The following is a 13,278-nucleotide window of genomic DNA, read 5'->3' on the forward strand; positions in this document are numbered from 1 at the left end:
TAACGTTGCCATCTCCGTTGAAGAGCCCGCTCTTCGATGCGCTTGCGTTTTTTTCAATAATTCAAAGATAGCGCTATCTCATGCTCCTGCTGCCGAATACCCGTTACTCAAGCCTTGCCTTGGCCGCCCTGATTGGCGGCCTGTCGCCCATCACCGGGGCCAGCGAGCTGTTCGCCGCCGACTCGCCGTGGATGCTCGGCGACTGGGGCGGCACCCGCACCGAACTGCTGGAAAAAGGCTACGACTTCACCCTTGGCTACACCGGCGAGATGGGCAGCAACCTGCACGGCGGCTACGACCACGACCGCACCGCGCGCTACAGCGACCAGTTCACCTTTGGCAGCCACCTGGACCTGGAAAAGATCCTTGGCTGGAACGCCACCGAAGTGCAGCTGACGGTCACCGAACGCCACGGCCAGAACATCAGCAACGACCGGATCAACGACCCGCGGGTCGGCGGCTTCACCTCGGCCCAGGAAGTCTGGGGCCGCGGCCAGACCTGGCGGCTGACCCAGCTGTGGATCAAGCAGAAGTACTTCGACGGCGCCCTGGACGTCAAAGTCGGCCGCTTCGGCGAGGGCGAAGACTTCAACAGCTTCCCCTGCGACTTCCAGAACCTGGCGTTCTGCGGCTCCCAGGTGGGCAACTGGGTCGGCGGCATCTGGTACAACTGGCCGGTCAGCCAATGGGCCCTGCGCGTGCGCTACAACCTCAGCGACAGCCTCTACGCCCAGGTCGGCGCCTACGAGCAGAACCCCTCCAACCTCGAGACGGGCAACGGCTTCAAGCTCAGCGGCAGCGGCACCCAGGGCGCGGTGATGCCGATCGAACTGGTCTGGAGCCCACGGGTCAATGGCCTTGCAGGGGAATATCGGGCCGGCTACTACTACAGTAATGCCAAGGCACAGGACGTGTTGAAGGACAGCCACGGCCAGCCGGCCGCCCTCAGTGGCGCCGCCTACCGCAGCAGCGCCAGCAAGCACGGCTTCTGGCTCGGTGCCCAGCAGCAGGTGACCGCGCTGGCGTCCGACCAGTCGCGCGGCCTCAGCCTGTTCGCCAACGCCACGTTGCACGACAAGAAGACCAATGCCATCGACAACTATGTTCAGGCAGGTGTGGTTTACAAGGGGCCGTTCGATGCCCGCGCCAAGGACGACATCGGTTTCGCCCTCGCTCGCGTGCACGTCAACCCCGGCTACCGCAAGAACGCCCGCCTGGCCAACCAGGCGGCGGGCCTCGACGACTACGCAAACCCAGGCTTCCTGCCCGTGCAGGACACCGAGTACAGCGCCGAACTCTATTACGGCATCCACCTGGCCGACTGGCTCACCGTGCGCCCCAACCTGCAGTACATCCGCCATCCGGGCGGGGTGTCGCAGGTCGACGACGCGTTGATCGGCGGCCTGAAGATCCAAAGCACTTTCTGACCCCAACCTTTGACCTAACGGAGTACCTACGATGAGCACTGACGGTGCCAAGAACGGAACCCGCTGGCTACCGCGCCTTCTGGGCGTGCTGCTGTTGCTGATGGGCCTGGCCCTCTTGGCGGGCGGCATCAAGCTGAGCCAGCTGGGTGGATCGCTGTATTACCTGATCGCCGGCCTGGGCTTTGCCGTGTCCGGCGGCCTGCTGCTGGCCAAGCGGCGCATCGCCCTCGGTCTGTACGGCCTGGTGCTGCTCGCCAGCACCGCCTGGGCGCTGTGGGAAGTCGGCCTGGACTGGTGGCAACTGGTGCCACGCCTGGCCATCTGGTTCGCCATCGGCGTGGTCCTGCTGCTGCCATGGGCGCGACGCCCGCTGATCGGCCCGGCCACTACGCTCAACACCGCCCTGCTCAGCGTCGCCGTGGTCGCCTCGGGCGCCACCGCCATCGCCAGCCAGTTCACCCACCCGGGCGAGATCCGCGGCGAACTGAACCGCGACAGCAGCGAAATGGGCAGCGCCGCACCGTCCATGCCGGACGGCGAATGGCAGGCCTACGGGCGTACCGAGCACGGTGATCGCTACTCGCCGCTGCGCGAGATCACCCCGCAGAACGCTTATCGCCTGGAAGAAGCCTGGCGCATCCGCACCGGTGACCTGCCGACCGACAACGACCCGGTCGAGCTGACCAACCAGAACACCCCGTTGAAGGTCAACGGCATGCTCTATGCGTGCACCGCGCACAGCAAGCTGCTGGCCCTCGACCCGGACACCGGCGCCGAGATCTGGCGCTTCGATCCGCAGGTGAAGAGCCCGGTCGGCACGTTCAAGGGCTTTGCCCACATGACCTGCCGCGGCGTTTCCTACTATGACGAAAATCGCTATGTCAGCCGTGACGGCAGCCCTGCGCCGAAAGTCTCCGACGCAGGCCAAGTGGTTGCCCAGGCCTGCCCGCGGCGCCTCTACCTGCCGACCGCCGACGCCCGCCTGATCGCCATCAACGCCGACAACGGCAAAGTCTGTGAGGGCTTCGCCAACCAGGGCGTGATCGACCTCACTACCGGCATCGGGCCGTTCACCGCCGGTGGCTACTACTCCACCTCGCCGGCAGCGATCACCCGTGACCTGGTGATCATCGGCGGCCATGTCACCGACAACGAGTCGACCAACGAGCCGTCCGGGGTGATCCGCGCCTATGACGTGCACGACGGCCGCCTGGTGTGGAACTGGGACAGCAACAACCCGGACGACACCAAGCCGCTGGCACCCGGCAAGACCTACAGCCGCAACTCGGCCAACATGTGGTCGATCGCCAGCGTCGATGAAGACCTCGGCATGATCTACCTGCCGCTGGGCAACCAGACCCCGGACCAGTGGGGCGCTGACCGCACCCCGGGCGCCGAGAAGTACAGCGCCGGCATCGTCGCGCTGGACCTGGCCACCGGCAAGGCGCGCTGGAACTACCAGTTCACCCACCACGACCTGTGGGACATGGACGTCGGCAGCCAGCCAACCCTGATGCACCTGAAGACCGATGACGGCATCAAGCCTGCGGTCATCGTGCCGACCAAGCAGGGCAGCCTGTACGTGCTCGACCGCCGCGACGGCACCCCGATCGTGCCGATCCGCGAGATCCCGACCCCGCAGGGCGCGGTCAAGGGTGACCGGACCGCGCCGACCCAGGCCCGCTCGGACCTCAACCTGCTTGGCCCGGACCTGACCGAACAGGCCATGTGGGGCGCCACGCCGTTCGACCAGATGCTCTGCCGCATCCAGTTCCGCGAGTTGCGCTATGAAGGCCAGTACACCCCGCCGTCGGAACAGGGCAGCCTGATCTACCCGGGTAACGTCGGCGTGTTCAACTGGGGCAGTGTGTCGATCGACCCGGTGCGCCAACTGATGTTCACCTCGCCGAACTACATGGCCTTCGTGTCGAAGATGGTGCCGCGCGAGCAGGTTGCCGCCGGCAGCAAGCGCGAAAGCGAGACCAGCGGCGTGCAGCCGAACACCGGCGCACCGTACGCGGTGACCATGCACCCGTTCATGTCGCCGCTGGGCGTGCCGTGCCAGGCGCCGGCCTGGGGCTATGTGGCGGCCATCGACCTGTTCACCAACAAGGTCGTGTGGAAACACAAGAACGGCACCACCCGCGACAGCACGCCGATACCGATCGGCCTGCCGGTGGGTGTGCCGAGCATGGGCGGTTCGATGGTGACGGCCGGTGGCGTGGGCTTCCTCAGTGGCACCCTCGACCAATACCTGCGTGCCTATGACGTGCACAACGGCGCCGAGCTGTGGAAGGCCCGCCTGCCTGCGGGCGGCCAGGCCACGCCGATGACCTACACCGGCAAGGACGGCAAGCAGTATGTGCTGGTGACCGCCGGCGGGCATGGCTCGCTGGGCACCAAGATGGGTGACTACATCATCGCTTACAAACTCGCTCAATAAGCGTCAAGCGGTAAGCTGCAAGCGACAAGAAGAAGCGGGGCCCTTGCGGTTCCGCTTTTTTGTGTGTGTTCGGTGTAGATACGTTGGGTTTTTTGGGGCTTATCCGTTTGATGTGGTGGCGCATATGGCCCCTTCCGCCCTTACGGCGGGTCACTTAATGAGATGGTCACCCCGGCACTCTGCGCAGGCTAGGCTTGCGCAGGGTGTTTTTATCTCCGGAGATCATCACCATGAGCGAAGTGGCATTAGTCGGCATCGACATCGGCAAGCACACCTTCCACCTGCATGCTCAGGATAGGTCCGGCCGGGAAGTGCTACGCAAGAAGTGCTCACGACAGCAATTAATGCGCTTTTTCTCCAACCATCCGGTATGCACCGTGGTGATGGAAGCCTGCGCTGGAGCGCATTACCTGGCGCGTGAACTGAAAGCTGCGGGGCACGATGCCAAGCTGATTTCCCCTCAGTTCGTGCGACCTTTCGTCAAAAGTAACAAGAACGATTTTGTCGACGCTCGAGCGATCTGCGAAGCCGCTTCTCGGCCAACGATGCGTTTCGTCGCGGCCAAGACTGTGGAGCAGCAGACGCTTTCAGTCTCACACCGGATTCGTGAATCGCTGATCCGCGACCGCACCAAGACGGTGAACCAGATGCATGGATTCTTGCTCGAGTTCGGCATCAGCCTGCCGACCGGGCTGGCAGTCGTCAAACGGCTAGCCTCGATCCTTGAGGAACACGACCTGCCTGTGCGCCTCATCGCTTTGCTGCAGCGCCAGCACGACCATTTCGTCTATCTGGAAGAGCAAATCAAGGTGTTGGACAAGGAGCTGGAAAGCCAGCTGGCTGACGATGATCTCGGAAGCCGTTTGTTGAGCATCCCGTGTGTTGGCCCGATCACCGCCAGCCTGCTGGCCGTACAGATGGGCGACGGTCAGCAATACAGCTGTAGTCGGGATTTTGCGGCATCCGTCGGTTTGGTACCCAAACAGTTCAGTACCGGCGGCAAGCCCAACCTGCTAGGAATCAGCAAGCGCGGCGACAAGAATCTACGGCGCTTGTTGGTGCAATGCGCCCGGGTGTACATGCTGCGCCTGGAGCACCAAAAAGGTCCCTTGGCCGAATGGGTGAGGTCGCTGTCAATGCGGCGACACTCCAATGTGGTGGCCTGTGCGTTGGCCAACAAACTCGCACGTATCGCGTGGGCAATCACCACTCGGCACACGCAATATGAAGCGGAGCCAGACGTCACCAACGCCTGACCCCGCAGTACAGCACCGTTTTGCAAGTGTTTTACCACCAGGTTTTGCGATAGCTGACAACAGATGAAATAAACGGCCGATCGGCCTGACGGTGATCCTGGAAGAAAATTTGGCTCACAGAAGCCGCTCACTTTTTTAGGATCGTCAGGTGCGAATACTCATCGTGGCGCGGGATTAGAGCCCAATAGACGCCGGATAGATTTAAGCAAGCCACCCATTTCATCCGTTAATCAGTATTGCAAAAAATGGGGTGACCATAGATTTTTCTTGGAAAAAAGTAACCAAAAACCGCCGGCTCCCACATACGGCCCTCCGCTGCGCTGCGGGTTCCCTCACTCCGGCCTTGCTCCCGCGAGGACCTCCGTTCGGCCTCCTGAGGTCGCCAAGTTAGGGGTGGTGCCTGCGCTGGCGTTATCTTCGATAGTGACATTTGTGGTGGATATATGATCATCGCGGGCAAGCCCGCTCCTACAACGACCGCGCCGACCTGTAGGAGCGGGCTTGCCCGCGATGGGGCCGGGACTGCCAATGCACATTCTGGCGCTGACGCGCTGTACTGCCCTTATAAACCCGCGAGAGCGCAGCGATTCGCCAGCCATTGCCCTGGCCCTTGATCTGGCCTTTGATCTGGCTTGTGATATTGATCTACCGCGACTTCAGGAGGCCGAACGGAGGTCTTGCGGAGTGAGGTGACGGCCATGGATGGCCGGCAAGCGCCGCGGGCCAGGAAGGCCCGTCCGGCGCGGTCCTCACGGGAGCAAGACCGGAGTGAGGGAACCCGCAGCGCAGCGGAGGGCCGGATGCAGGAGCAAGCGGTTTTTGGTTACTTTTTTCCAAGAAAAAAAGTGACCCGCCGTAAGGGCGGAAGGGGCCAGTGGCCGCACCACACAAAACGGATAAGCCCCCAAGCCCGAAAGCCCGAAATCCCAGCAAAAAATATTTCTCCCTCCCTGCATCCAAACCACAACCTGGCGTGTAGTACCTGTAGCAGCCACTCGCTGCCACCGCGCTACTCACCAGGAGAACCACCATGAATGGCAAACCCACCCTGCGCCTGATCACCGCCACCCTGGCCATCGGCACCCTGTCACTGGCCCTGCAGACCGCCCACGCCCAGTCGACCCTGCCCGACGCCGTCAAGGTCCCCGATGGCAACAAAGTCATGATGGAAGCCGTCGGCGTCGGCGAGATCACCTATGAATGCCGCGACAAAGCCGACGCCGCCGGCCAGACCGAGTGGTTCTTCGTCGGGCCCAAGGCCGTGCTCAACGACCGCAGCGGCAAAGCAGTCGGCAGCTACTTCGGCCCACCCGCCACCTGGCAGGCCAAGGACGGCTCCAAGGTCAGCGGTACCCAGCTGGCAGTCGCCCCCGCCAACAAAGGCGACCTGCCCTATCAGCTGGTCAAGGCCAACCCCGCCGACGGCCAGGGCGCCATGCAAGGCGTGAGCTACATCCAACGGGTCGCCACCAAAGGCGGCGTCGCCCCGAGCAGCCAGTGCGCCGCCTCGAACAAAGGCGAAAAACAGATCGTCAAATACCAGGCCGACTACATCTTCTGGTCCGCCAAATAACCCGGCGTTCAGGCCTGTGACGGCGGGCAAAGTCGTCTACGCTGTTCGACAAACCCCGGCCAGCCGGCCGGGGAATGACCCCTTGCCGACGGCTGAACAGACTTTGTCATTGCCCGAAATCGCCTTTGATTACCAACGATGCCTGGAGGCCTGCGCCCAGGGCGACCGGCAAGCCTTGCGCGACCTGTACCACCAGGAAAGCGCGCGACTGCTCGGCGTCGCCTGGCGCATCGCCCGCGAACGGGCGGTGGCTGAAGATATCGTGCATGACGCCTTTGTGCGGATCTGGACCCGGGCCGGCAGCTTCGACCCGACCAGGGGCTCGGCGCGTGGCTGGATCTACAGCATTACCCGCCACCTGGCGTTGAATTTTGTCCGCGATGGTGCGCGCGAAGTGGCGATCAGCGAGCAGGACGAATCCCATCTGCAGGACGCGCATCACGCCCACGACCCCGAGCACGCCATGCACAGCTTCGATCTGCACGCCCATTCAGCCCGGGTCTACCTGTGCCTCGAACAGTTGGAGCCGGCCCGGCGCAATTGCATCCTGCACGCCTACGTCGACGGCTGCAGCCACGCCGAAATAGCCCGCAAACTGGACACCCCGCTGGGCACCGTGAAGGCCTGGATCAAGCGCAGCCTGGCCGCCTTGCGGGAGTGCATGGGATGAACAATGACCAAGACGATGACCTGGACAGCTTGGCCAGCGAATACGTGCTGGGCACGCTGCCGGCCGAACAACGCAGCGCAGTCGAACAGCGCCTGGCCCACGATGCCGCGCTGCGTGGCGCCGTGGATGCCTGGGAGCAGCGGCTGCTGGAGCTGACCGCGCTGGCCGAACCGCAGCAACCCTCTACGTACTTGTGGCAACGCATCGGGCGCAGCCTGGACCACCTCGAAGCCCCCGCACCGGCCCCGACGCGCACCCCCTCCCGTTCCTGGTGGGACCTGCTGCCCCTGTGGCGCGGGCTGGCAGGCGCCGGGCTGGCGGCCAGCCTGGTGATGGCGCTGGCCTTGCTGACAGGCACCGGTGCGCCCACCGAGACTAGCTACCTGGTGGTGCTGGTGGCGCCGCAGGACCGCGCGCCTGGCTGGGTGATCCAGGCCAGCAGCCCACGCGAGGTCGAGCTGATACCCCTCGGCCAGTCGAGCATTCCAGACGACAAGGCCCTGCAGTTCTGGACCAAGGCCGACGACTGGCAGGGCCCGGTCTCACTCGGCCTGGTCGAGCCGGGGCAGAAGATCTCCGTGCCACTGGACAAACTGCCGCCGCTGCAACCCAACCAGCTGTTCGAGCTGACGCTGGAAAACCCAGGCGGTTCGTCGACCGGCAAACCGACGGGGCCTATCCAGTTCATCGGCCGGGCGGTAAAAGTCATCTGATTGCTCATGGACAGCGCACCGCGCGCGCAGCATGCTAGAAGCCTCCACCCAGCAAGGAAGCGTCCATGAGTATTCGCGGTAACGACCGTCAGATCGACAATATCGAATTCAACGTCAGCGACATCGCGCGCAGCAAAGCCTTCTACGGAAGCGCATTCGGCTGGAGCTTCGTCGACTATGGCCCGAGCTACACCGAGTTCAGCGATGGTCGCCTGACCGGCGGCTTCACCACCGGCGAAGCGGTGCGCCCGGGCGGACCGTTGGTGATCCTCTATGCCCACGACCTCGATGAAACCCAGCGCCGGCTCAAGGCCGCCGGCGCGACCATCAGCCGCGAGACCTTTACCTTCCCCGGCGGCAGCCGCTTCCACTTCATCGACCCCGATGGCTACGAACTGGCGGTGTGGACCGCTCAAGCCTGAGCCGACCCGCGCACCGATCAATCCTCGCGCAAGAAGCTGCGGCCCTTTTTCTGCAGCAGCTCGACCATGGCCGCGGCCGCTGGCGGCAAATACCCCTCGGCCCGAATGGACACCGCCACCGTGCGGCTCATGGTGGTTTCCGCCAGCGGTACCTCGCGCAGGCGTGACATGCCGTGGCCATGCTCGAGGGTCTCGCGGGCGACGAAACTCAACAGCCCGGTACGGGCAATCAGGCGCGGCAGCATCGGGATGCTGTTGGTCTCGATCTGCACCTGCGGCGCCGGCAAGTGGCGCGCGATGAACACGTTGTCGATCCAGCGCCTGGACGTCACGCTGGTCGCGGGCAACACCCAGCGGTACTGGCAAAGGCCCTTCAAGGTGACCGGCGAGGCGAACAGCGGGTGGTCGGCACTGGCGACCACCACCGCCTCGTCCTCGAGGATCGGGTAGCTGCGAAAGCGTGGGTCATCGACGATCAAGGGGCAGATGATCGCATCCAGGCGCCCCGAGCGCAGCGACTCGCGCAGCACATCGTCCTGGGCAATCGACAACTGCAAGGTCAGCTGCGGCGCACGCGCCAGCAACGCTTCGGTGAGCTGCGGCAGCAGGTACTCGGCCATGCTCGCGGCGCAGCCCAGGCGGATGTTGCCGATCAGGCCCCCGGCGAAGTCGCGCACTTCGCGTTCAGTCTCGGCAATGCTCAGCTGCAGTTGCCGGCCACGTTCGAGCAGCAGCTCGCCGACGTCGGTCAGTTTGATCCGCCGGCCATCACGCTGGAACAACCGCGTGCCGAGCGACTCTTCCAGGCGCTGGATGCTTTTACTCAGGGCCGGCTGGCTGCGATTGAGCTTCTCGGCGGCGCGCCCAAGGTGGCCGAGCTCGGCGATGGTTTCAAAGTAGTTGAGGTCGCGAAGGTCCATGATTCATGAATTTCAGTTATAGATTCATCGAAAGTAGAAAATAGACTTGATCGATTGCGCCGTCGATAATTTTCTCCGTCCACTGATGTTCAGTGGGTTTCAGGAGATTGATCACCTTGCAGATGCCCGGCTCACCTATGCCCTCACCCTCGCAACTCGGCCGCTGGTTGGCGCTGATCGCCTGTGCTGGCGGCGCAGGTCAGCTGTTGCACGCCTTGGCAGTGCCTGCGGGGTTGTTCCTCGGGCCGATGCTGGTGGCGATTGCCTTTGGCGTCTGCGGCGCTGGCTTGCAACTGCCCAAGCCGGTGTTCCGCTTCGGCCAGGGGTGTGTCGGGTTGATGGTGGCCCATTCGGTGACCTGGAGCGTGCTGGCCGCGCTTGGCCAGTCATGGCACGTGATGCTGCTGGCGACCGCACTGACGGTCGCGCTGAGCGCGATCGTCGGCCTGGCCACGGTGCGCTTTGGCGGCATTGCTGCCACCACTGCCGCCTGGGGCACCGCGCCAGGCGCGGCGTCGGCGATGGTGTCGATGGCCGAAGAGCACGGCGCCGATGCGCGTGTCGTGGCCACCATGCAGTACGTGCGGGTGGTTTGCGTGGTGATGATCGGCGCCCTGGTCAGCCACCTGCTCGGTGCCACCGGCACAGGCGGCGCGGCGGCCAGCGCGGCCGCCGGCCCGCAGGGTATGCAGCTGGGCCAGCTGCTGCTGAGCCTGGCGGTGGTGCTGCTCGGGGTGATCCTCGGCAGCAAGCTCCCGGCCGGTGCCCTGCTGGTACCACTGATGCTCGGCGCCGTGCTGCAACTGGGCGGTGTGCTGGTGATCACCCTGCCCGCCTGGCTGCTGGCCTTCGCCTATGGCGCGATTGGCTGCTACATCGGCTTGCGTTTCGACCGGCCGACCGTGCGCTATGTGTGGCGCCGGCTGCCGACCATGATCATTGGCGCCGTGGCGCTGATCGTGTTGTGCGCGGGGTGTGCCTGGCTGTTGGCGCGGGCGACCGGCAGCGACTTCCTGTCGATGTACCTGGCAACCAGCCCGGGTGGGCTGGACGCGATGGCGATCATTGCGGTGGAGACCCATGCCGATGTCGGGCTGGTACTGGCGATGCAGACGTTGCGGTTGTTCGGGGTGATCCTGACGGGCGCCTACTGCGCGCGGCAGATCATTCGACTGACGCGCGCCTGACACCTCACGCCTGCGCTCACCACAAGGCGATGTCATAGGTCAGGTACAACCGGTTGCTGTCGCGCCCACGGGCATAGTCCGCTCGGTAGACATAGTTGCGCGCTTTCACCCCCAAGCCCTTGAACGTCCCCGACTGCACCACGTAAGCCAGCTCGACATCGCGCTCCCACTCGCTCAACCCGGCACTCCCCGAACGCCCGTTGTCGCCACTCAGGTAGCGTGTCATGAACGTCAGCCCCGGCACCCCGGCCGCGGCGAAGTTGTAGGCGTAGCTGGCCATCCAGGTCTTCTCTTCCTCCTCGATGAACTTGCCGATGCCGACGTTGCTGAACGAATACACGCTCGCCCCACTGACGTAGGGCAACCCCGCCTCACCGTTGAGCACCTGGTAGCCGGCGCCGACGGTGTGGCCGCTATGGGCGTAGGCCACCTGCCCGCTGAGCATGTGGTTGTCGATCCGCCCGGCGTAGGCCGAGCCGCTGTCGTGGCTGCGGAAATAACGCACGTCGCTGCTCAGCACCCCACCCGCCCACGGCAAGTCATGCTGGATACCGGCGAAATCCTGCCGGTAGAAGTGCTCCAGCTGGCCATGGAAGTAGCTCAGGCGCAGCTGCTTGCTGAGCCCATATTCGGCGCCCGCATAGCTGAAATCATCCGATTCGTTGCCGCTATAGCCGTCCAGGTACAGGCCGCTGCTGTCAGTGGAGTCGCGTTGCTTGAAGCGATCCAGGTGCCCGGCGCTGAGGGTCAGGCCGTCGATGTCACTGCTCACCAGCTGGGTGCCTTGGTAGGTCTGCGGCAGCAACCGCGCGTCGTTGTAGACCAGCACCGGGTTCTTTGGCAGCAAGCTGCCATGCTTGACCACGGTCCGCCCCAGACGAGCCTTGGCGGTCACCCCGGCACTGGCGAACTGATCCGCCGCGCGCCCGTCATCATGCACCGGCATCAGGCCGGTACCGCTGCGGCCACGGCCAGAATCGAGCTTGACCCCGACCAGCCCCAGGGCGTCCACGCCAAGCCCGAGGGTGCCCTGGGTAAAGCCCGACTGGTAGTCGAGCAGAAACCCCTGCGCCCATTCGGTCCGCTCGCTCTTGGCGGTGGCCGCAGCGCGGGCGCTCATGCCCTGCTCGTCGCGAAAGTTCTCGTTGAAGTAGACGTTGCGCAGTTGCAGCTTGAGCGTGCTGTCGTCGATGAAACCGGCAGCGCCGGCCACCGGCAGGCCGCCGCAGAGCAGGCCGCAAGCGGCCGCACGCAGAGAGACTGGAGGCATGTGGGTAGACTCTTTTATTGTTTTTGAGGAGTAGCGCGGGCGCCAGGCAGCGGCCCGCCAGCCGGGGTCAGACGAAGAACGACAGGGCGCCGGTGGCGAGTGCCAGGGCAGTGATCACCAGTGACGTAAGCACTGCCCACTTCACCGTGGCTTTCTGGAAGTCGCCGATATCGCGGTCGACCATGCCCACCAGCAGTAGGGTCGAGGCCACCAGCGGGCTCATCAGGTGCACCGGCTGGCCAAGCACCGACGCGCGGGCGATTTCCACCGGGTCGATGCCATAGGCCGCCGCTGCGTTGGCCAGGATCGGCACCACGCCGAAGTAGTAGGCGTCATTGGACAGGACGAACGTCAGCGGCATGCTGGTGATCGCCACCACCAGCGGGAACCAGTGCCCCCAGGACGGCGGAATCCAGTCGACCAGGGCCTGCGCCAGCGCATCGACCATCTTCGTGCCAGAGAAGATGCCGGCGAAGATCCCCGCGGCAAATACCAGCAGTACCACGGTCATGGCGTTGCCGGAGTGGGCCAGGATGCGCTCTTTCTGCACGTCCAGCTGCGGGTAGTTGATCATCAGAGCAGCGACGAAGCCGATCATGAACAGGATCGCCGCATGCATCACGCCCATGACCAGCGCGACCATCACCGCGATCACCAGCAGCAGGTTGACGTAGGCCAGGCGCGGGCGCTTGTGCGGCGTGTCTTCAAGGATCGCCTTGATGTAGCAGTTGCCGCCGCCGGACTCGAGCTTGATGTTGCCGATCCGCTTGCGCTCGGCACGGCCCAGCAAGAACGCCGTGAACACCACCCAGGCGGCACCGCCGATCATCGTCGGCAGCATCGGGATGAAGTAGTGGCTGGCGTCCAGGCCCAGCGCGGCGATGGCTCGGGTGGCCGGTCCGCCCCACGGGCTGAGGCCGCTCATGATGCTCAGCGAGAGCATCGACACGGTCGCCAGGATCATCGGGTTCATGCCGATGCGCTTGTAAAGCGGCAGCATCGCCGCGCAGGTGATCATGTAGGTGGTGGTGCCATCGCCATCGAGCGCCACCAGCAACGACAGCAGCGCGGTGCCGATGGCGATCTTGATCGGGTCGCCGTTGACCCGTTTGAGGATCTTGCGGATCAACGGGTCGAACAGCCCGGCATCGATCATCAGGCCGAAGAAAAGGATGGCGAAGAGCAACAGGGCGGCGGACGGCGCAACCATTTTCAGGCCGTCGAGCATCATCTTGCCGGTGTCCGGGGCAAACCCGCCAATGACGGCAAAGACGATTGGCACCACGGTCAGGGCGACGATCGGCGACAGGCGTTTACTCATGATCAGGTAGGTGAACGTCACCACCATGATCAGGCCGAGGAGTGCGAGCATGATCTGGGTCTCTTGTTTTTATTGT

The 13,278-nt window shown here is 64.2% G+C and carries 11 protein-coding genes; 8 read left to right on the forward strand and 3 right to left on the reverse strand.

All coding sequences use genetic code 11. The features are described 5' to 3' along the window. The first annotated feature begins 80 nt into the window (after nucleotides 1-80). The 7 genes from CCOS865_RS06080 (at nucleotide 81) to CCOS865_RS06110 (ending at nucleotide 8,504) form a co-directional block, all read left to right on the forward strand. The gene (locus tag CCOS865_RS06080; RefSeq protein ID WP_119138887.1) at nucleotides 81-1,427 is read left to right on the forward strand and encodes a carbohydrate porin; all 1,347 of its coding nucleotides are present in this window, start codon (nucleotides 81-83) and stop codon (nucleotides 1,425-1,427) included. 31 nt (nucleotides 1,428-1,458) lie between these two features. Beyond that, a complete protein-coding gene (locus CCOS865_RS06085) occupies nucleotides 1,459-3,870 on the forward strand; it encodes a glucose/quinate/shikimate family membrane-bound PQQ-dependent dehydrogenase (RefSeq protein WP_119138889.1) in 2,412 nt (803 codons plus the stop codon). A gap of 230 nt (nucleotides 3,871-4,100) precedes the next feature. Next, nucleotides 4,101-5,126, forward strand: a complete 1,026-nt coding sequence (locus tag CCOS865_RS06090) for an IS110 family RNA-guided transposase (protein WP_119139184.1) — start codon at nucleotides 4,101-4,103, stop codon at nucleotides 5,124-5,126. 1,030 nt (nucleotides 5,127-6,156) lie between these two features. After that, nucleotides 6,157-6,699: a DUF3455 domain-containing protein gene (locus tag CCOS865_RS06095; protein ID WP_119138891.1), complete on the forward strand. Its 543-nt coding sequence runs from the start codon at nucleotides 6,157-6,159 to the stop codon at nucleotides 6,697-6,699. Nucleotides 6,700-6,808: 109 nt separating this feature from the next. Then, the gene (locus CCOS865_RS06100) at nucleotides 6,809-7,369 is read left to right on the forward strand and encodes a sigma-70 family RNA polymerase sigma factor (protein ID WP_119138893.1); all 561 of its coding nucleotides are present in this window, start codon (nucleotides 6,809-6,811) and stop codon (nucleotides 7,367-7,369) included. Beyond that, on the forward strand, nucleotides 7,366-8,082 hold the full coding sequence (locus CCOS865_RS06105) for an anti-sigma factor (protein WP_119138895.1): 717 nt from the start codon (nucleotides 7,366-7,368) through the stop codon (nucleotides 8,080-8,082). The genes CCOS865_RS06100 and CCOS865_RS06105 overlap by 4 nt, the downstream gene beginning before the upstream one ends. A gap of 65 nt (nucleotides 8,083-8,147) precedes the next feature. Further along, nucleotides 8,148-8,504 carry a VOC family protein gene (locus tag CCOS865_RS06110; RefSeq protein ID WP_119138897.1) on the forward strand — a complete coding sequence of 119 codons (357 nt, stop codon included), beginning with the start codon at nucleotides 8,148-8,150 and terminating at the stop codon, nucleotides 8,502-8,504. Between the two features lie 17 nt (nucleotides 8,505-8,521). Here CCOS865_RS06110 and CCOS865_RS06115 read toward each other — a convergent pair whose 3' ends face one another. Further along, on the reverse strand, nucleotides 8,522-9,424 hold the full coding sequence (locus CCOS865_RS06115; protein WP_119138899.1) for a LysR family transcriptional regulator: 903 nt from the start codon (nucleotides 9,422-9,424) through the stop codon (nucleotides 8,522-8,524). Nucleotides 9,425-9,561: 137 nt separating this feature from the next. On the opposite strand from CCOS865_RS06115, the gene CCOS865_RS06120 reads away from it, so the two are divergent. Then, the gene (locus CCOS865_RS06120; RefSeq protein WP_244216062.1) at nucleotides 9,562-10,611 is read left to right on the forward strand and encodes an AbrB family transcriptional regulator; all 1,050 of its coding nucleotides are present in this window, start codon (nucleotides 9,562-9,564) and stop codon (nucleotides 10,609-10,611) included. 16 nt (nucleotides 10,612-10,627) lie between these two features. Here the strand turns inward: CCOS865_RS06120 and CCOS865_RS06125 are convergent, their stop codons facing one another. Further along, nucleotides 10,628-11,881: an OprD family porin gene (locus CCOS865_RS06125; RefSeq protein ID WP_119138901.1), complete on the reverse strand. Its 1,254-nt coding sequence runs from the start codon at nucleotides 11,879-11,881 to the stop codon at nucleotides 10,628-10,630. A gap of 67 nt (nucleotides 11,882-11,948) precedes the next feature. Then, complete coding sequence (locus CCOS865_RS06130; RefSeq protein ID WP_119138903.1) at nucleotides 11,949-13,253, reverse strand: CitMHS family transporter; 1,305 nt, start codon at nucleotides 13,251-13,253, stop codon at nucleotides 11,949-11,951. Nucleotides 13,254-13,278: the final 25 nt, after the last annotated feature.

It is taken from the genome of Pseudomonas reidholzensis (assembly GCF_900536025.1).
Taxonomy (GTDB): Bacteria; Pseudomonadota; Gammaproteobacteria; order Pseudomonadales; family Pseudomonadaceae; genus Aquipseudomonas; species Aquipseudomonas reidholzensis.